The sequence below is a fragment of the Kitasatospora sp. NPDC059803 genome, from assembly GCF_042732255.1.
In the GTDB taxonomy this organism is placed as follows: Bacteria; Actinomycetota; Actinomycetes; order Streptomycetales; family Streptomycetaceae; genus Kitasatospora.
In genome coordinates this window covers 26,892-46,478 of sequence record NZ_JBHWIJ010000032.1, presented here as the reverse complement: position 1 = coordinate 46,478, position 19,587 = coordinate 26,892, and the positions used below count along the sequence as shown (strand labels likewise).

Here is a 19,587-nt window from a genome sequence, read left to right as displayed (position 1 = left end):
GGCGGGTACTTCATCGGTGCAGCCATGACAGAGGCTCCCTTCTCACGGCCAATCAGGCCATGTCCGGCAACCTTCCGCACCTCGGGGGAACCTCAACTCCACGGCCTACGGCGGCTCGGGTGTGGTCAACGGGCTGCGGCCGATGAGTGCGTTCATCGCATTGAGGGCCGCTCGCCTGCGCTGGGGCTTCCTCGACCATACGGCCGGGCAGACCACCCCGAAGAAGAACAGCAGGCCAACTGCCAAGCCCGGCGCGGCAGAGATGACGGCGATGGTCGTGTTGCCCAGGAGACCCGCCACCGTCGGGCCCGCGGTCGTAGCGGTCATGGCCGTCGGAGCCAGCCAGCGGGACGGGCGCCCGGGTGCGCTGCCGCCCGGCGGGTTCGCCGATGCAGTGGACGCGGGGCCACCGGTACCCCGTCCATGTGTGCCTTTGACCATGCTTCTCCTTCTGGCGGCGGTGGCACCACGCCTCGCCGCCATGGAGCGACCGGTGCCTGGCGACGATGATAGCGCACGGCTTTGGAAAAGCTTGGGTAAGTTCCTTGGGTGATCTTGGTTGTTCTTGGAAAATGATGGACCATGCACTAGCCTGGGAGCATGGCCGCATCAGTGGAGGAACTCGAACAGTGCCTCACGGCTCTGCGTGCCCGACTGAGGGAGTCGCGACGTGCCGGCGATTCGACCGCTGGCGCGCGGATCCGCAAGGAACTACGTGAGGTTGAAGCGAAGTGGGAAGCCGCACTGGACGCGGAGGAGTCCCTCCAGGGGTCGCCTGCCGTGACGCCGCCGGTGCGGGACGAGCAACGGCCGCCCAGTCTGCCCGGCCGTGGAGCCGTCCCGGTGCGCGAGCAGGTCTACCAGTCACTGACGATCCTCGGCGCGCCCGCCGCGCCGAAGCTCATCTCCTCGGTGTACGAGGCCTTCTTCTCCGAGTCGCTGGTCGCCACCAAGCTTGCCTCCCTGCGGCGTGATGAGGAGCGTTCCTTCACCGCGCAGGGCTACTCCCGCCCCTACTACATCTGCGCTGCGATCAACCACGACCGCCTCACCGCGGCCCGTGGCCTGCTCGCGGTCTCGGTCTGGTCGCTGGAGCAGCGCCTGATCACTCCGCTCAGCCCGCGTGCCGACTTCCTTCGGCACGCGATCGGGACGGCCGAGCAGATCCAGCGCCTCGACAACGCGGGCAATCCGCCGTCCGAGGCGGCATGGCGGCTGCTGCGCCGCTTCGCGCTCACGATTCCGGGTGCCTACAGCGAGGCCCTGCGGCCCGACCCGGAGCGGGTGCTCTCCGCCGCGCGAGCCGAGGCGGAGGTCCACCAGGGCGAGGGGAGCCGGGAGCGGATCGACGCCGCTCGCCGCGCACGCGAACAACTCAGCGACGTGCAGCAGCTTTTCGGTGCGAGGGAACTCCATGACGCCCTCCGCAGCGGGGGAGGGGTCCTGTAGTCGCGGGGTCCCGCATTCGCATCGGAACCTCAGGAGATCGGCGCCACCCCGGAACGAAGAGAGGCCATGCCTTCCCACTCATCCGAGCCGCCCGACCGGTTGGCTCAACTTCGCGGCGCGCGGCCGCCGTTGGCGTACACCGCCCGTAAGATCACTGCGCTGACGGCGAATCCGGCCTGTGCCCGGCGGTCCGTCCTGGACGCCTCAGGGGTCGACAAGACCGCTCTGGCCCGGCGGCTGGGCCATGAACCGCGCTTCGGCCAGTCGCCGTTCGCCATCGCACGGGAGGAGGCCTTCAAGGCCACCGTGCGCTGGGGCTCGTACGCCGAACTGATCCGGCTGTTGCGGGAGGACCTCGGCGTACCGGTCGACGAGGCCAAGCTCCAGGACCTCGGCGAGGTCGGGGGGATCACCTCGCTCGAAGTCCGGGAACGGGAGACCCGCGGTGTCATCGAGCGGATCGCCGCCGGTGACGAGGAGCGGTTGATCCTGCAGAGCCCGGTGCTCACCGTGGAGGTGGCCGGCCGACTGGCCTACCTGGAACCCGATGCCCTGACCCACCGGATCGACGGCAGGTTTCACGTCGTGGCGATCAGGTCGTTCCCCGTGATCGACGGTCAGGCCGATCCGACCGCCGTCGCCCAGACCGCGAAGCAGGCCTCCGTTCATGTGCTGGCGTTGCGGCGCGCGTTCGCGGCCGCAGGGCTGGATGCGGAGCAGATCGCCGACACCTTCCTGCTGGTCTGCCCCAAGGACTTTTCCAACCGGCCATGCCTCAGCCGAATCGACCTGCGTCAGGAACTCGCCGCCCTCGACTTCCAGTTGAACCGGTTGCGGCGCGCCGAGGACCTGGCGCACGGTCTTCCGGCGACGGCGACCCTCGACATCGACCGGGACCCGGCTGTGCTCCACGAGTCGGTGGAGCAGCTGCCCGCCTCCTACGTCCCCGACTGCCTCTCCTTCTGCGAGATGGCCCACCACTGCCGCGACGAGGCCGACGCCCACGGATACCCCGCCCGGCTGGGCAGCACCGTACGGAACGCCCTGGCGGGCATCGACTCCACCAGCACGGCCCTCGCCTACCTCGACAGCGGTCTGCCGCCCGGCGCGGAGAACGCCGAGACCGTCGAACTGCTCATCGCCGCCGACTGGCTCTTCCGGCTGCGCACCGAGGAGACCGCATGAGCATGCTTGCCACGGTCGCGACGCTCCGCGCGACCCAGACCGGCAGGGCCCAGCCCCTGGCCACGGTCCGGCACCACCACCTGGACGACCACCCGTTCGTCCTGGTGCCGCTGACCCTCGCCGGGGAGGCCTGTGCGCCGCTGGCCGCACTGGCGGGCACCGACCCGGACCACCCGACCCTGCTGACCGTCCGCCGGCCCAGGGACCGGGTCCAGCGGTTCCGGTTCGCGGAGGAGCTGGCGGCCCTTCTGCTTCCCTACTTCGAGGAGTGCTTGGCGGAGGCCGAGACCTACACCGTCGGCAAGGGCGAGAAGGCGGAGGAGCGCCAACAGGCGCGCCGCGCACCGCAACTGCTCGTCCCCAACGGTGAAGGCATCGCCTACCTCCGACGGCTCGGCCGGCTCACCCGGCTGCGCAGCACCGACGGACCGCACGCCGTTCATCCCGACGTGCCGAAGCTCGGCAAGTGGCTGACGTGGTTCGAGGGTCGGGCGGAGTTCCCGGGGTCGAGTGCCATGCTCGCCGTCAGCCGGGTGCTCACCGCGCACTGGGCGACCGGCCAGAGTTCCGCCGAGGACTCCCACCTGGCGGCCGTCGTCGCCTGGATCGATCCGCCCGACGGCCGTACGGGGGCGGAAGCCGCCCGGGAGACCGAGAACCCGCTGCTCTGGCCGCCTGCTGGACCTGCCACGGACGCCGGGTTCGACGCGCTCCTCGACGACCTCCTCACCCGCCACGCGGAAGCCGAGGGACGGGTGCGGGTGCGGTTCGGCGAGCGCATCGACCGCGCCCTGTGCGAGCAGTTGCGGCCGACGTGGGACCTGGTCTGGCGGGGTGTCGGCCTGGCGCGCGCCCTGCCCGAAGGGGGACACGTCGAGGAACGGTGGACCAGCGACCGTCGGCGGTTCTCCGACTACGCGGCCTACCTGGAGGAGCATGGCCACCCGCAGGGCAAGCGCGACCGCGCGGTGGGCGCGGCCCGGCGGCTGGGCCTGCTGGAGGACGACACGTCCCGCTACCAGACCCAGCGGGCCTACGACGACCCGCTGGTGATGGCGGAGTACGAGCTGAGCGGAGAAGCGTTCAGCGGCACCGTCGTCGCCCGGGACGAGGACCGGTTCGAGCCCGGTAAGAGGACCCCGCGCTGGCGTCCGACGATCACCGTGCGCAGCGAGCGCCCGGTACGGCTCACCGTCGGAACCAAGGTGAAGTCGCCCGGCCGCCTGAAGCAGCCGGCCGAGATCATCGACCTCACCCCGCACGAGGAGGTCCACCTGGTGACCCTCGAACTCTCCGGCGGCTTCGCGAACAAGCGCAGGCCGCCCGCACCGGAAGGCACCCTCGCCGAGACCGGCGAGACGGTGACCTACACAACGCTCGGCGTCGACTCGAGGCCGGCGAAACTGCCCGCCGAGGAGAACACCCCGTGGACCCACGGAGGCCCGCCGGTGCCCTACGAACCGACCGACGAGGACGCCGAGGAGGAGTGGGCGTGAACGACACCACGACGGTGGCGGCGGCGATCCCGGCCGCGCGCACCCCCGCCGACGAGGCGACGGGCCCGGGGGTCCGGGCCGACCGTGCGGTGGCCGGGATCCTGGCCGACCTCGACCGGCCCACCGGGCGGGGCGTGGTGGTGGACTCCCCGCCCGGCGCCGGCAAGTCCACCCTGGTGAAGCGCGCCGCCGGGCACCTCACCGGCGCCGGCAACCAGGTGATGATCGTCGCGCAGACCAACGAGCAGGTCGACGACCTGGTGGACAACATCGCGAGGGAGTACCCGGAACTTCCGGTGGGCCGCCTGCACGCGACGGGCTTCGCCCTGCCGGAGCGCGTGACCCGGCGCCCCAACGTCTCCGGCGACACCGGGATCGACGCCCTGCGTCACCTGCCGGTCGTGGTCTCGACGGCCGCCAAGTGGCGGCACGTGGACGCGGAGAAGTCCGGCACCTGGCGGTGGGCGATCATCGACGAGGCCTACCAGATGCGTTCGGACGCCCTGCTCGCGGCGGCGCCGCTGTTCGACGCGCCCGACTCCCAGGTGCTGTTCGTGGGGGACCCCGGCCAGCTCGACCCGTTCGCGACCGTGGACACCGACCGGTGGCAGGGCCTCAGCTGGGATCCGCTGCGCAACGCCGTCGACGTCACGCTCGCCCACGAACCCGACCTGCTCCGGCACCAACTGCCGATCTCCTGGCGGCTGCCCGAGATGGCCGCGCCCCTGGTGGCGGAGGCCTTCTACCCGTACTACCCCTTCGAGTCCGGCACCACGGCGAGCGACCGCGTGCTGACCTACGGGAGCCTGCCCCATCGGCCGGTGGCGGAGGACCCGGTGCTGGCCCGGGCCGCCGACTCCGGCTGGGGCTACCTCGAACTCCCGGGACGTCACACCCTCGACCACGACCCCCAGATGGCCGAGGCACTCGCCTCGACCGCGTCCCGGCTGCTCGAACGGGGCGCGCTGGTCAACGGTGAACCGTTGGTGCAGGCCCGGATCGCGATCGGCGCGGCGCGGACCGTCCAGGTGGACGCGGTGCGGGCAAGGCTGGCGGAACGGGGCCTCACCGAGATCACCGTGGACACCGCCAACCGGCTCCAGGGCCGGGAGTTCGACGTGACCCTGGTCTGGCACCCGCTCTCCGGCCGCCCGGACGCCTCCGCCTTCCACATGGAGACCGGCCGGCTGTGCGTCCTGCTCTCCCGGCACCGGTTCGCCTGCATCGTGGTGGCCCGCGCCGGCATCACCGACCTCCTCGACCGGCACCCCCGAAGCAGTCCGATCCACCTGGACGTCCCACCCAAGTTCCCGGATGGCTGGCGCGCCCACCAGGTGGTCATGACGTACCTGGAACGCGCTGAGCACCGGTCCGGGCCGCGTTGAGAAGCAGTGTGCGTCCACGTACTGTGACGCCCGACGGGGAGGAGGGGAGAGCCGTTGCGCAGGGTGCCGCCGGAGATGTTCCGGTTCACGACGGGGGAGAGGGCCGAACTCTACGGTGCGATCCTCCAGGCCTTCGGAGCGGCCAACGAGCGGTTGGAGACCGCGCTCGGGCTGGACGAGGTCCGCACCCGGCTGCGGACGGTGGGCTGGCTCGACGCGGTCCATGACGACGACCTCCAGGAGGCGCTGCGCAAGCTCAGGGAGTGGCAGCTGCTGGACGTCGTCCAGAACCACGCGGAGAACTACCGCACCGCCGAGGAGTACGAGCGCCGCAACCTCCAGTACTCGCTGACCCGGCGTGGTGAGGCCGCGTTCGCCGGGGTCGAGCACGCCCTGTCGGTGCTCGCCTCGACGGGGGCGCTCCAGACGGCGGTGCTGGAGGCGATCACGGACCGGCTCGACGAGCTGTACGTCCTGCTGGGCGACTCCACATCCTCGGACCGTCGGGTCTTCACCACGCTGCAGGAGCTGGAGGGCCACCTGGAGGCGCTGCTGGCCAACACCAAGGCGTTCAACGGCGAGTTGCAGCGCCTGCTGCGCGCCGATGGAGTGGACCTGGCGACCTTCCGCGAGGTGAAGGCCGCGACGGTGGCCTATCTCCAGGAGTTCCTCGTCAACCTCGACCAGCGGGGCCAGGCGGTCGCCACCGCCGTCGAGCGCGTCGAGCGGTGCGGAGTGAGCCTGCTGCACGCGCGGGCGCTGCGGGGTGCCGAGCTGCCGCCGGTCGCCGACGGCGATCCCGCGCCGGCTTGGCTGGAGCGGCGCCGGGCGCGCTGGGAGGGGCTCCGGTCCTGGTTCCGGCCGGCCGACGGGGCGCGGCCCCGCGTGGAGCAACTGCACGACGTGGCGCGGCGGGCGATCGTGACGCTCCTCCAGGTTCTCGACCGGATCACCGAGTCACGGCGCCGCTCCACCAGTGCCGTCCAGGACTTCCGGGAGCTGGCCCGCTGGTTCGCCGCCGCGCCCGGCGAGGACGACCTGCACCGCCTGTGGTCGGCCGCCTTCGGCCTCGGCCCGGCCCGGCACGCCCATCTCGCGCACCCCGATCCGGAGTCGGTGCCGTCGTCGGGCAGCTGGGCCGAGACCCCGCCGGTGGAGGTCTCGGCGCTGCTGCGCACCAGCGGCCGCACCGAGCGGTTCACCCGCACCGGGAAGGTGCGCGACATCGGAGGCATCAAGGCGGCCCGGGCCGAGCGGGCCCGGAAGGAGCGGGCCGAACTCGAAGCGGCCTGGGACGTCCTGGGAACCGACGGCCCGGTGCGGCTCTCCGACCTCCGCGTGCTGGACCACACCGTCTTCGAGCGGCTGCTCGACCTCCTCGGCCGGGCGCTGGCCGTACGACCGGACGCCGGCGGGGCACGTCGGGCGGTCACCTCGGACGGCCGCGTGGAGATCGTGCTCCGGCCTTCTCCCGAGGGCGGACGGGCCGTCCTGCGGACCTCCCACGGCCGGTTCGAAGGGCCCGACTACCTGGTGGAGATCCGGAGCCCGAGCGCACTGCGGGCGGTCATCCGGGAGGACAGCGCATGAACACCACCAGGAGCGGCACATGAGCACTCTCGCCAACCAGCTGGTCCTGGCCGAGCGGCAGGACATAGCCCGAGGAATCAGACTGCTCCTCGGCCTGCCGCTGATCACCGAGCGCGGTGACCCGCCCGCCTTCGAGCTGATCCGCCGCCGTCAGGACCCGCTGACGAAGTGGTTCGACTACAACTGCGGCTGGCAGCTGGTGGTGGAGCCGCGTCTGGGGTACGCACGCCTGCTCAAGATCCGGGAGGTGCCCGACGCCTCGCGCCCCGCCCGTCGGCTGCGGTCCGGCAAGGCCCCGTTCGACCGCCGCCGTTACACGCTGCTGTGCGTCGTCGCGGCCGAGCTGCTTCCGGTGCCGGTCACGACGGTCGGCCTGCTCGCCGACCGGGTCGTCCACGCCTGTGCCACCGACGAGGCACTGCCGCCCTTCGACACGGCGAGCAAGTCCGAGCGCATGGCGTTCGTGGACGTGCTCAAGCTGTTGGAGGCCTACGGCGCGCTCCTCACCGTGGACGGCGTCACGGAGAGCTTCGTCGACTCGGCGAAGGCCAAGGTCCTCTACCGAGTGGACGCCACCGTCCTGATGCGCCTGCTCGCCGCGCCCGTCGGCCCGTCCCGGCTGGCCGTTCCGGCGCAGGACGTGCCGCTGCGCTTCGAGGAACTCCTGCGGGGCACGGTGCGCGAGAGCCGGTACGGCGGGGCCGACGCCTCCGACGCGCAGCGCAACCTCCGGCTCCGGCACTCGGTGCTCCGGCGGCTCCTCGACGATCCCGTCCTGCACCACGACGAACTCGGCGCCGACGAACTGGCCTACCTGGCCTCGCCGACGGGGCGCCAGATTGTCAAGCGCGCCGCCGAGCAGGGTGGCTTCGTGCTGGAGGAACGGGCCGACGGCCTGCTGTTCGTGGACCCGGAGGCCATCGCCACCGACAGCCGTTTCCCGGACGACTCCGCGACGGCCCGCGTCGCCGCCCTGCTCCTGCTGGAACCGCTGACGGCCGCCCCGGACGGGCTGACACCGGAACAGCTCGAGGCCGAGGCGAACACGCTGCTGCGGCGCTTCCCGCGGTGGGCGAAGGGCTACCAGTCCGAGGACGGTGCCCAGCGGCTCACGGCCGATGCCCTTCGTGTCCTCGACGACTTCGGCCTGGCCCGCCGGATCGGCGACCGCACCGTTCCCCGGCCCGCGGCGTTCCGGTACCGCACCACCGTGACCGACGGTCCCGCAACCTGACCAGGGAAGACCTCCGATGACCGTGACACAGCCACCGCAGAGCCCCGTGCCCCCGGCGACGGCCGCAGCCGTGCGATGGCGGCCCGCCAGGGCCGGCATCCTCAACGTCTGGCGCTACTACGACGAGACCTTCACCTTCCACAAGGGCCGGCTGCTCCTGCGGGGGCAGAACGGCACCGGCAAGTCGAAGGCACTGGAGGTGCTCCTGCCGTTCCTGTTCGACGCGAGCCTGCGACCCAACCGGCTGTCCACCTTCGGCGGTTCCGAGCGCACCATGCACTGGAACCTGATGGGGGAGGGCGCCACGGGCAAGACCCGCGTCGGGTACGTGTGGCTGGAGTTCGTCCGCGGTGACGGCGATCCCGGGTGGTTCACCTGCGGCGCCAGGCTCCAGGCCAGTACGCACACCACCGGTGTCACCGTCGACTACTTCACCACCGGCGCGCGGGTCGACCGCCCCGGAGGTCTCTCCCTGGTCAACGACGCGGGCCAGCCGCTCACTCGCGCCGCCCTGGCCGATGCCCTGCACGGCCAAGGCGAGTTGCACGGGTCACCCACCGACTACCGCAACACGGTCCGCAGCACGCTCTTCCCGGGGCTGAGCGAGCAGCGCTTCGACGCCCTGATCACCGCGCTGCTCCAGCTCCGCACCCCCAAGCTCTCGGAGCGCCTGGATCCGTCGCTGCTGTCCTCCCTGCTCTCGCGGGCGCTGCCCCCGCTCGGCCAGGGCGAGATCACCGAACTGGCCGAGGGTTTCGAGCGCCTCGACCGCCAGCGCGAGCACCTGAAGACACTGGACGACGAGGTGGCCGCGGCCACCGCCGTCGCGAACCAGCAACGCGGCTACGCCCAGCGCGTCCTGCGTGCCGGAGCGGCCGGTCTCATCTCCGCGACGACCGAGATGGACAACCTCGCCCGCATCGCGAGGGAAAGCGGGGAGGCACACGCGGGAGCCGTGCGTGAGCGCGACGAGAGCAACCGGACGCAACAGGAACTCGAACACGGGCGGCAGGAGATCGAGGGCGCCATCGAGGGGCTGCTTGACTCCGAGGTCTACCGGCAGGGGCAGGAGCTCGACCAGCTCCGTCGTAGGAGCGAGCAGGCCGACCAGACCGCCGCCCGGGCCCGTACCGCCGCCGACCGGAAGGTTCGGGCGGCCGACGAGGACGCGGGGCGTGCCGACGATGCGCGGCTGCGTTCCGAACAGCGGGCCGAACACACCCGGGCCGCTCGCGAGGAGGCACGCGGCGCGGCGCGGCGAGCAGCCATGGAGTCCGTCTGCGCCGAGGTGCAGACGGTGCTCGGCACCGCACCGGGTCCGTCGGGAGAGAACGAGGAGCAGGGGCGTACGGCGCGCCGTCTGCTGCGCGGCGCGGTCGTCTCGCGGCACCACCAGATCGCCGACGTCCGAGCCGCCGTCGAGCGCCACGAGCGGTCCCTCGCGGGCCGGACGACGGCGGAGCAGCACCTCGATTCGGCGCGCGAACGACTGACCGGGGCGACCGCGAAGCGCGAGGGGAACGCCCGCGCCTACCAGGCCGCCGTCGACGCCCACGCCGTCCTGTTGCGTCGTTGGGCGAGGGAGGACTGCGTGGAACTCTCGATCGACGACGCCGAGGAACTCGCGTCCCGTGCCGCCGTCGAGACTGATGTCCTCGTGTTGGTCGAGGCCGCGGCCCGGGCGGCGGAGAGCTCCATCACCGCCGACGAGACGACCGCCCGCGCCGGCCGGGACGACGCCTGCGCCGGGCGTGACCGGGTCCTCCGGGAACTGGAACGCATCGCGGCCGCGGCCGATCTCCCGCCGGTGCCACCACGGACTCGCACGGCCGACCGGTCGGTCCTGCCTGGGGCCCCACTGTGGCGTCTGCTGGCCTTCCGGCCGGACGTTCCGCCCGCCGATCAGGCCGGCGTCGAAGCGGCCCTCGAGGCGGCCGGCCTGCTCGACGCCTGGATGACCCCCGACGGCGGTCTCGTCGTCGCAGGGCACGACGTCCTGGCCGATCCGGCAGCGGCCACGCCCGCACCGGGCCCCTCGCTGCTCGACGTCCTGGCTCCGGAACCCGACGGCCCGGTGTCGCCCGCCCGGGTGCGGCGGCTGCTTGCCGGTATCGCCTACGGCCCCGCACTGACGACGGACCACCCGGCCGTCGTGGGCGCCGACGGAAGCTGGCGGCTGGCGATGGCGGTCGGCTCCTGGGCCAAGGAGGAGTCCAGCCACATCGGCGCCGCGGCCCGGGAACGCGCCAGGCAGCGGCGGATCGCGGAACTCACCACCGAACTGGCTGAGGCCGACACCGCCGTCGTCGGCTACGAGACGCGGCTGCACGCCCTCGCCGACCGCCGGACGCGCCTCGAAGCCGACCTCCGCTCCCGGCCGCACCACCGGGACGTGGAGGAGGCCAAGGGCGTCTGGGACCGGGCCGAGTCCGAGGTGGGCGCTCGGGAGGACGCCGTGCGGGAGGCCGTCGAACAGCTCGCGCGGCAGGAGAAGGCGGTCGCGGAAGCGCTGCGCGTTCTCGCCGTCGCCTCCGCCGAGCATGCCCTGCCGACCGAACGCGCCGCCCTGGACAAGACCGCTGCGGCCGTCGAAGCGCTGCGCGAACAGGCCGACGTCTGGCTCGACGCCCATCTCGCCTGGACAGCCGCCGACCACGCCTGGCACTCCGCGCGCGGCCATGCCGAGGCATCGAGGGGGGCTGCGACCGAGGGCCTGGCGGAGGCCGAGACTGCCGAGGCCGCCGCCCGTGGGCTCCGCTCCACGCTCCGGGCGGTCGAGAGCACCGTCGGTGAGGACTACCGCGAAGTGGCCGCCCGCATCAGTGACTTCCGGAAGTCCCTCGACCGCGTTCGCCGCGACCTAGAATCCGGCACCCAGGCACTTCTCACGCTCGAAGGCCGCATCGGCGCGCTCGGCGCCACCGCGGCCCAGGACGAGGCCCTGCACGACAGGGCCGTCGAGGCCCGAAACGAGGCCGCCCATGGCTTCCGGCGCCTGTGCGTCCTCGGATTCCCCGAGGACGCGGGCCTCGGGCTCGTCCTCACCTCCGCGGACGGCACCCGTGCCACCCTCGAAGCGGCGCGCGAGACCGCTGCCGCGTGGCCCAACCTGCCGCACAACGCCAGGAACCTCGGTGACTCCCTGAACCGTCTCTCCGAGGCCGTCCACCGAGCCCGCCAGAGCCTCAGCAGCCGCGCCGACCTCGAGCTCGAAGCGGAGGAGGACGTCCAGGTCCTCACCGCCACCGTCGACGGCATCCGGGTCGGCGCGACCGGCCTCCTCGCCATCCTCACCGGTGAGCGTGACCGCGGTCAGGACGACATCACCGCAGCCGAACGCGGCCTCTTCGACCGGACCCTCACCGGCGACACGCGCCGCCACCTCGCCTCCCGGATCCGTCAGGCCGGTGAACTCGTCGAGCGGATGAACGGTCACCTCGAAGGGATCCGCACTGCCTCACGGGTGGCCGTCCGTCTGGTGTGGCAGATCCACCCCGACCTGCCCGCCGGTACCCGGACGGCCCGTGAGCTGCTGCTCAAGGACCCGGCGCGGATCACCGAAGCCGACCGTGAGGCCCTCCACGCCTTCTTCCGGGGCCGTATCGAGGAAGCGAAGACCCGCAACACGGCGGCGACCTGGGAGGAGCAGCTCGCCGAGGTCCTCGACTACACGGCCTGGCACCAGTTCGTCGTCAAACTGGACCGCGCCAACGGCTCCGGGTGGCAGCTGCTCACCAAGAAGCTCCACGGCGCGCTCTCGGGCGGTGAGAAGGCCATCGCCCTCCACCTGCCGCTGTTCGCCGCCGTGGCCGCCCATTACGAGGCGGTGCCGGAGTCTCCGCGGCTGATCCTGCTCGACGAGGTCTTCGTCGGCGTCGACACCGTCAACCGCGGGCAGGTCTTCGGCCTCCTCGCGGCACTCGACCTCGACCTGGTGCTCACCTCGGACCACGAATGGTGCACCTACCGGGAGCTCTCCGGCATCGCCGTCCACCAGTTGATCACCGGAGGTGACGGCGACGACGCCGTCACCAGTGCCCGTTTCACCTGGACGGGCACCGACCTGTTGCCCGACGAAGCCGACACGGAAGAACAGGCATGACGGACCGCCACCCCCTCGACCTCCCCGAGCTCCGACCCCTGTGGTCGGCCGTTCACGGCCGTCTCTCGACCGGTCGCCCCGTCAGCCGGGTACGGTCCGGACCACTCGACGAGGCGGGCCGGGAGGCACTGGCCGACCTCCTCGGACTCGACCGGCTCCCCGGCGCCGAACCGACGATCCCTCTCGCCGGGCTCGACAGTGCCGTGCTGGACGCCTGCGGCCGACCCGTCCGGGACGTGGTGACCGCGATCCTCGGCCCGATCCACGACCGGGCCGCCGAGCGCCACCACAGGACCGGCCAACGCGAGGCCCTGTGGGCGTGGTTGGCCGGCCACGAGGTGGTCACCGTCCAGCCGGCCCTGCTGGACTGGGTCGGCCACCTGCGGGCCGGCGGCCTCGTCGACGGCTCACCCGAGCGGACCCGGGGCCTCATCGCCGCGGCGCTGACCGTCCTCGCCGCGTTCCCGGCCGGTGGTGAGCCACTACCGGTCCTCGCCGCGCGCCTCCTCGACGGCGACTCCCACGCCCTGGACGACGGGACCCGGCTCTCCTCCCTGGTCCTGCGGGCACTGGCGGTGCTGTACGGCACTGACATGCCCGAAACGGCCGAAGGGCGGCGCGCACTGTGGAGTCGAGCCGGCGTGGCCGACGACGAGCTGTCGGCCACCGTGCTCGCCGTCGGTCTCCGCCCCGGGGGAGAGGGCCCGGTGGCCGAGATCTCCCGGATCTGCGCCGGAGCGGGCCACCCCGTCAGCCTCACCCTCGCCCAACTGCGCTCACCCGGCGAATTCACCGGTCCCACCGGACCCGTGCACATCACCGAGAACCCCAGCGTGCTCGCCCTGAGCCTGCGCCGCTTCGGCCCCCACTGCCCGCCGCTGGTCTGCACCTCGGGCTGGCCCAACACCGCCGTGATCCACCTGCTGCGCCGACTCGCCGACGACGGCGCGTCCCTGCGCTACCACGGCGACTTCGACGGCGAGGGCATCCGCATCGCGGCGCACGTCCTCGCCAAGACCGGAGCCGTCCCCTGGCGGATGGCAGCCGACGACTACCGGGCCGCGGTGTCGCGGGTTCCCCTGGGCCCCGATCCGGGTCGCCTCACGCCCGCTCCATGGGACCGGACGCTCGTCGACTCCATGGCCGAACTGCGCACCGCAGTGGTCGAAGAGGTGGTCGCCGACCTTCTCCTCGACGATTTGGCAGACCACCGACACGGATAGAATGACAGCCCGTCCGACGGGCCGAGGGCTACCACCAGCGCTTCGGCCTCATCCACGTCGACTTCGCCACCCAGAAGCGCACCCCGAGGGCCTCGTATGCGTGGTATCAAGATCTGATCGCTGCCCACCGGGCCCCATCGTCCAAGGTAGTTGCCCTCCAGCGGGTGCGGGATGTACGGCTGTCTGGCAGCGGTCGAGTGGCGACCTGGATGGTGCGCCTGTAGCAGCTGCTCACGCCACGTACGGATTGAGTATCGAGCGGGCGGTGACAAGCCACCGCCCGCTCAGAACTCAATCGCGAATGCTGCGGATGTGGACGGCGATCCGTCGTCCGTTCTCGTCGCAAGTGACAGTGATTCCGGCCGGGCTGCCGGTGAGTGCCTTACCCAAGGCTGTGAAGGGGCTCAGTTGGGTGGTCCCTTCGTCGAAGGGCCTTCCAGAGGTGATCTCGTACTCCTGCTCCTCGCCCTCGCCGTCGAAAAACAGGGTCACCACGCGGCCGGGACTGACGACGTCAGCCGGTGCGGTGCGGTCGCCGGTGAGGTAGTCCTTGAGGACGGTCGCACGGGCTTCCAGGTCGGCTTGCTGGTCCCGCTCGCGTCGGAGCTGATCTGCTCGTGTACGCGGCCCGGCCCGGTGGTCGGACGAGGCCTGTTGCTCCAGCCTCGTACGGATCTGCCCCAGCTCGTGGTCGATGCGCTGCCCCACACGCCCTGACAGCAACTCCTGTCGGGCCGTAACCCGCGAGCCGGGGGCAGGAACCTCGGGTGCGGGTGCCAGGCCCGCGACTGTGGGCGGTGGTACGGAGCCGGTCCGGTCCGAGGTCTGTTGGCCGGGGATGCGGAACGCCTCATGCAGTTGCTCCGGAGGGCCGACCTCGTGTTCGACGGCATCCTTGAGCCGGGCCTCGGCGCCTGCCCGGTTGCGGTACCAGTCCGTACCCCAGATCCGGTGCAGCTTCCATCCCAGGCCGGAGAGCACGGACTCGCGGAGGCGGTCCCGGTCCCGTGCCACCTTCGACGAGTGGTACATCGCACCGTCGCACTCGATGCCGAGTGCGTACCGCCCCGGCCGTCGGGGGTCGCGGATGCCCAGGTCGATCCGGTAGCCGGCTACGCCGACCTGGGGCCGCACGGTGTAGCCCCAGCTTCGCAGTGCCTCCAGGACCGACTCCTCGAACGGGCTCTCAGGAGGTGCTTCCTCCCCCTCCAGTTCTTGGGCCAGCACGGACGGGCCGTGCTTGGCGTACTTCAGGTAGCGGGAGAAGTAGCGGAAGCTCTCGCCTCCGGTTTCGCCGATCTCGTCGGGGTCGAAGGAGGCGACGACCTCGAATCGGTACCGTGCTCGGGTCACGGCGACATTCAGACGACGCCAGCCGCCGGCCCGGTTCATCGGGCCGAAGTTGCGGGAGACCTTGCCGCCGGGCTGCTGCGGGCCGTAACCGACCGACATGATGATGACGTCGCGTTCGTCGCCCTGGACGGTCTCCAGGTTCTTGATGAAGAAACCGTCCAGACGGTCCTCTGAGAAGTGCTCGTCCAGGTCGGGGCGGCCGTGCCGGGCGTCGTCGACGGCCTCGCGGATGGCGTCCGCCTGGGCCTGGGAGAGGGCGACCACGCCGAGCGAGCGGTCGGAACGGGTGTCGAAGTGGTGGATCACCCGGCGGGCCACCTCCCTGGCCTCCAACGGGTTGTTACGAGCACTGGCTCCGGGCTGGTAGCAGCCGTCCGTCGCTCTCAGGAAGGCCACACCGACATCGGGGCCGTCGGCCAGCGCGCCCGGGAAGGTGGTCATCGACTTGTCGTAGAACTCGTGGTTACTGAAGGCGATCAGGTGCTCGTGGCGGCTGCGGTAGTGCCAGCGCAGTGAGAGGTTCTTGAGCATCCCGCTGCCCTTGGCCAGCGTGAGCAGGGACTCGTAGCTGGTCGGCTTGTCCTCGGCCTCGCCTGGGACTGCGTCGTCCTCCTCTTCGTCCTCGCCTGCGGAGAAGAATGCGGTCGGCGGTAGCTGCTTCTCGTCGCCGGCGACGATCAGCGAACAGCCGCGGTAGATGCAGTTGACGGCATCCTGCGGCAGGACCTGGGACGCCTCGTCGAAGATGACCACGTCGAACATGAAGTCCGGCGGGAGCAGCCTGCTGACCATCAACGGGCTCATCATGAAGCAGGGTTTGACGAGCCGTACGGCTCTGTCAGCCTCGCTGAGCAGCGTACGTACCGGCTTGTGACGGGTCTTCCTGCGGCCCTCGGTGTTCAGCAGTCTGGTGCCCGCGTCCTGCAGGACGCCAGGCCGACGGGCGTCGCAGGCTCGTGCCACCCGGATTTGTGCGTGTTCGAGCAGGAGCCGGTCGACCCTTCGGAACTCCGTCACCCGGTCGTCACGGTCCTGGGACCGGGTCCAGAGCAGTCGGCCGTCGTTCTCGATGACGCGGTCCGCCCATGAGCGGAGGGCCGCCTTCTCGACGACGGCGCGGAAGTCGTCCCGTCCCACGCCCGCCTTGACGGCGCGCATCACGAGGTCGCCGAGGCGTCGAGCATCGAGCACGCGCCGACCGCGCAGATACGCTGCCCACTCGTCTGGTCCACCACGGTCACCGTCCAACTGGGCGAGCAGGGTCTCGGCCGACGCGAGGTCCCGCGTCAGGGCGAGTCGCAACTGCTGCTCCCGCTCGGCGATGAACAACCCGGTCAGCTGGGTGCTCGCGCGGGACCAACCGGCCACGGCGTCCTCCAGCTCGGCATCCCGCCTGGCGGCGTGGAGCGGCTTCGTGCTTTCGACCGGGAAGACCTGGCTGGTGACGAGGCCACAGGCCGTTCGCAGCTCGGCGACCCAGGCGACGGCTGCGCGGAGGGCCGACGGATCGGTTGCGCGTCCATGGTAGAGGTCCTCAAGGAGCTGCAGGTCCTGTGCGGCAGGAGCCTCGAATTGCTCGTTCGCCGCGACGGCGGCGGACACCCGCTTCAGGGCATCCAGTGCGCCGCGCAGGGTCCAGTCGGTGCGGCCCGACACCGAGCCTACGGTCCGCAGGACGTCCATCGCCGTTTGGAGCAGCGGCAGTTGGTCCCGACTCCACTGGGCGGCCGAGGTGATCGGCTCGTCCTCCAGCGTGTAGGGAGCGCCGACGGCCGGCGGGGGGACCAATGAGTCCCGCCACCGGGTGAGGACCTCCGCGGCCTGCGACGCGGCGGTCCGCGCGGCCGCACGAGGACTTCCGCCGTGCGCGAGTTCTCCTCGTAGGGCCTCCGGGTTCGTCACCTGCGGAGCGAGATCCAGGATCTCCTGGGCGCGGCCGAGCAGGTCTGCGGCGGCGTCGAAGTCGGTGTCCTCGCCCTTCCAGAGGTGTGCCAGCGCGGGGCTCTCCAGTCGGGCTTCCTGCGAGAGTGCCCTGTGGGCCCTCTGCCATTCGACCGCGCCGGGCAGCGCGGCGATGACGTTCTTGGTGCACTTGCCCTGACCGGGAAGGAGTGTGCGGACGAGTCGACGGTCGGTCCGGCGAGCAGCTGAGAACCGGCCGGCGAAGGTCTGGTGAACGGTGGCGAAGCGTTGTGCGACCTCCGCCAACGACGCCTCCTCCAGCACATGGTCGGTGAAGACCTGCTGGGCCTTGCCCCGTGCCGCTCGCAGGCTGCCGATCGCCTCGGACAACCGGGACAGGGCCGTCCGGGCAGCGCTGAGCCCCTCCGGGGTCAGCCAGCAGGCCGGCGGCTTCTGCGTGGGCGGGGCAGCCGAGAATTCGGCCAGCCGAGCCAGTCGGAGGGCGTCCTCGCAGGTGACCGGCTCCGGGACGCCGTACATCCTGGCCGCACCGGTGGAGAGCTGGCAGGCTTGGTCCAGCGCGTCGGCGTCGGTCGCCAGTTGATCGATCAGTGCTTTCGCCTGATCGGCTGTGAGAACCAGCAGATCGAGGGTGGAGGATGGGAGGTTCGAGGGCGCGGACCACTCGGTCGCCTCGGCACGAGAACCGGTCGATGCGAGATCCATCCAGTTGGCGCCGAGCGCGACCATCGCTCGTTCCTCCGCCTCAACGGCGTGGGTGTACCGCCCGATGAACGACTCGACCGTGGAGCTGAGGTGAGGGAATTCCAGTCCGAGCCAGGCGATGGGAAGCAAGGGACGCTTCTCGCCGATGCGCAGTGCCGCGACCAGACAGGCCGCGTCGTGCAGGCCCTCCCACCCCATGGCGTCGAGCAGGGCTGCGTGCGGGGCGAGAGTGCGGCGGATGCCGTCGAGCTCCTCCAATGCCCGGTCCAAGGCCTCCAGTTCGCCACGAACGCCGGTCAGATCACGCCAGACGAAGGCCTCGCCCTCGACAGCGGGACGCCAGGACCGGGCGATCCAGCCGGCGGCCTCGGTGATCTGGTGCAGAACCTCCTCCGACAGCCCGCCCGCGTCGAAGGACGGCTCCGGACGCAGCGGATGGATGTTCTCCAGCAGGGCGATGCGGCCGAGAACCGTGTGGAGGGACGCACCGAGGCCGGTGCGGCGCTCGTTCATCGCCGCGGCGTAGCCGGAGAGTTCTTCGCGGAGGTCCTTCGCCGCGGAGCGTTCGCCGCTTCTGGGGCCGGGGAACGAGCGCGGAGGGGCTTCGAGTGCCCTGCCGAGTTCCTGGGCGACCTGCTTCCGACCCATGGTGTTGCTGTGCAGGGCCAGCACGTAGTCGCCGAGACCCACGTCCTTGAGCCGATTGCGTACGACGTCGAGAGCTGCCGCCTTCTCGCTGACGAAGAGGACGGTTCGCCCCTGGTCGAGGAGCCCGGCGATGATGTTGGTGATCGTCTGGCTCTTGCCGGTGCCGGGCGGCCCGTCCATCACGAAGCTCCGGCCTTCGACCGCAGCGGCCACACACTGGCGCTGCGACGAATCGGAGTCCAGGATGAGGGGAGTCTGCTCGGGAGGCTGGAGCTGGTCGATCCGGTCGAGTGGAACCGGGTCGAAGTCGAAGGTGGCGGCGGGAAGGTTCGAGCTTCCACCCAGGCCGATCGCACGAACCAAGTGGCTCTTCAGGATGCGGGCCCGGTTGTCCTTGAGGTCGCGGTACATGGCCTCCTTGCTGGAGTTGAAGGCGTCGAGCACGACCCGGTCATGGACCGACCACCCCTCGCGCTTCGAGGCCTTCCGGCGAGCCTGCTCCAGCAGCTCCGGAACATCGGGGAGGTCGACCTGTTCCGGGCTCGGCCAGTCGAGTCCGACTTCCTCCATCTTGATTGCCAGGGCCGGGTTGAACGTCACTTCCTCGTCGCCGTTGATTTCCAGCAGGTAGGAGTCGCCCTTCCACCGGCGGAGCGTGACGGGAACCAGCACCAGCGGTGAGGCGACGCTGTCCGCTGACGGTGCCGGCCGCCACTCGAGGAAGCCGACGCCCAGGTGGAGCACCCAGAGGCCGTAGTCGTTGAACTTCTCCTTCGCGACGGTCACCAGCCGTCGCAGATGGCGATCTTGCTCGGCCTGCGTCGTCTTCGACGTGACGAGTTCCAGTCGCTGGACGGGGCGCCTGGCACCGACCCGGGAGGCCGGGGTGTCGATCGGCCGGCTCCCGGCCAGAGTTGCCGCTTGTCGTACTGGTTTGTCGAGCGGTACGGGCAGGCCCGACTGTGCCGCCCCGGAGTCAGGCTCGGGATCGTTGACCGGCGCGAAGATGCATCCGTCGGGCAGCCGGTCGAGGATGGCGGACATTCCCGGAGCGGTGATGTCCATACCAGCCTGGCTCTTGGTGCGACGGTAACTCACCAGCCGGTTGCGGAAGCCGAGATCGATGAGGGCCTTCTGCCAGTGGTCGAGCAGTCCTTCCAACGGGTCGGTGCCACTCCGACTTCCGGGGCGTCGGTGTTCCAAGCCGGACAACTCCGTTCTGTCATAAGCAGGGGAGCGCAGGTGAGCGCGCTGAACGAGCCTAGTGCGTGGTGCGGTGCCGGTGGCGTTCGTG

Annotated in this window: 9 protein-coding genes and 1 pseudogene; 9 read left to right on the top strand and 1 reads right to left on the bottom strand. The window is 71.1% G+C overall.

What is annotated here, in order from left to right:
* Positions 1-600 precede the first annotated feature (600 nt).
* The 9 genes and pseudogenes from ACFV6I_RS08260 to ACFV6I_RS08220 form a co-directional block, all read left to right on the top strand.
* The gene (locus tag ACFV6I_RS08260) at positions 601-1,449 is read left to right on the top strand and encodes a hypothetical protein (RefSeq protein WP_380423945.1); all 849 of its coding nucleotides are present in this window, start codon (positions 601-603) and stop codon (positions 1,447-1,449) included.
* 66 nt (positions 1,450-1,515) lie between these two features.
* Positions 1,516-2,634: a hypothetical protein gene (locus ACFV6I_RS08255; protein ID WP_380423944.1), complete on the top strand. Its 1,119-nt coding sequence runs from the start codon at positions 1,516-1,518 to the stop codon at positions 2,632-2,634.
* Positions 2,631-4,130: a hypothetical protein gene (locus ACFV6I_RS08250; RefSeq protein ID WP_380337295.1), complete on the top strand. Its 1,500-nt coding sequence runs from the start codon at positions 2,631-2,633 to the stop codon at positions 4,128-4,130. Before ACFV6I_RS08255 ends, ACFV6I_RS08250 begins: the two co-directional genes overlap by 4 nt.
* Positions 4,127-5,515 carry an AAA family ATPase gene (locus ACFV6I_RS08245; RefSeq protein WP_380423943.1) on the top strand — a complete coding sequence of 463 codons (1,389 nt, stop codon included), beginning with the start codon at positions 4,127-4,129 and terminating at the stop codon, positions 5,513-5,515. Before ACFV6I_RS08250 ends, ACFV6I_RS08245 begins: the two co-directional genes overlap by 4 nt.
* Before the next feature lie 75 nt (positions 5,516-5,590).
* Entirely contained in the window at positions 5,591-7,105 is a 1,515-nt protein-coding gene (locus ACFV6I_RS08240; protein ID WP_380423947.1) for a TIGR02677 family protein, read from the top strand.
* 19 nt (positions 7,106-7,124) lie between these two features.
* Positions 7,125-8,339 (top strand): TIGR02678 family protein, encoded by a 1,215-nt coding sequence (locus ACFV6I_RS08235; protein WP_063350426.1) that lies wholly within the window; start codon positions 7,125-7,127, stop codon positions 8,337-8,339.
* 16 nt (positions 8,340-8,355) lie between these two features.
* The gene (locus tag ACFV6I_RS08230; RefSeq protein WP_380423942.1) at positions 8,356-12,441 is read left to right on the top strand and encodes a TIGR02680 family protein; all 4,086 of its coding nucleotides are present in this window, start codon (positions 8,356-8,358) and stop codon (positions 12,439-12,441) included.
* Positions 12,438-13,664 carry a TIGR02679 family protein gene (locus tag ACFV6I_RS08225; protein ID WP_063350428.1) on the top strand — a complete coding sequence of 409 codons (1,227 nt, stop codon included), beginning with the start codon at positions 12,438-12,440 and terminating at the stop codon, positions 13,662-13,664. The genes ACFV6I_RS08230 and ACFV6I_RS08225 overlap by 4 nt, the downstream gene beginning before the upstream one ends.
* A 29-nt stretch (positions 13,665-13,693) precedes the next feature.
* Positions 13,694-13,888 (top strand): annotated as a pseudogene (locus ACFV6I_RS08220) (family 1 glycosylhydrolase); the annotation flags it as partial.
* Positions 13,889-13,955: 67 nt separating this feature from the next.
* On the opposite strand, the gene ACFV6I_RS08215 reads toward ACFV6I_RS08220, so the two are convergent.
* Positions 13,956-19,454 carry a DUF4011 domain-containing protein gene (locus tag ACFV6I_RS08215; RefSeq protein ID WP_380423941.1) on the bottom strand — a complete coding sequence of 1,833 codons (5,499 nt, stop codon included), beginning with the start codon at positions 19,452-19,454 and terminating at the stop codon, positions 13,956-13,958.
* Between the last annotated feature and the right edge of the window lie 133 nt (positions 19,455-19,587).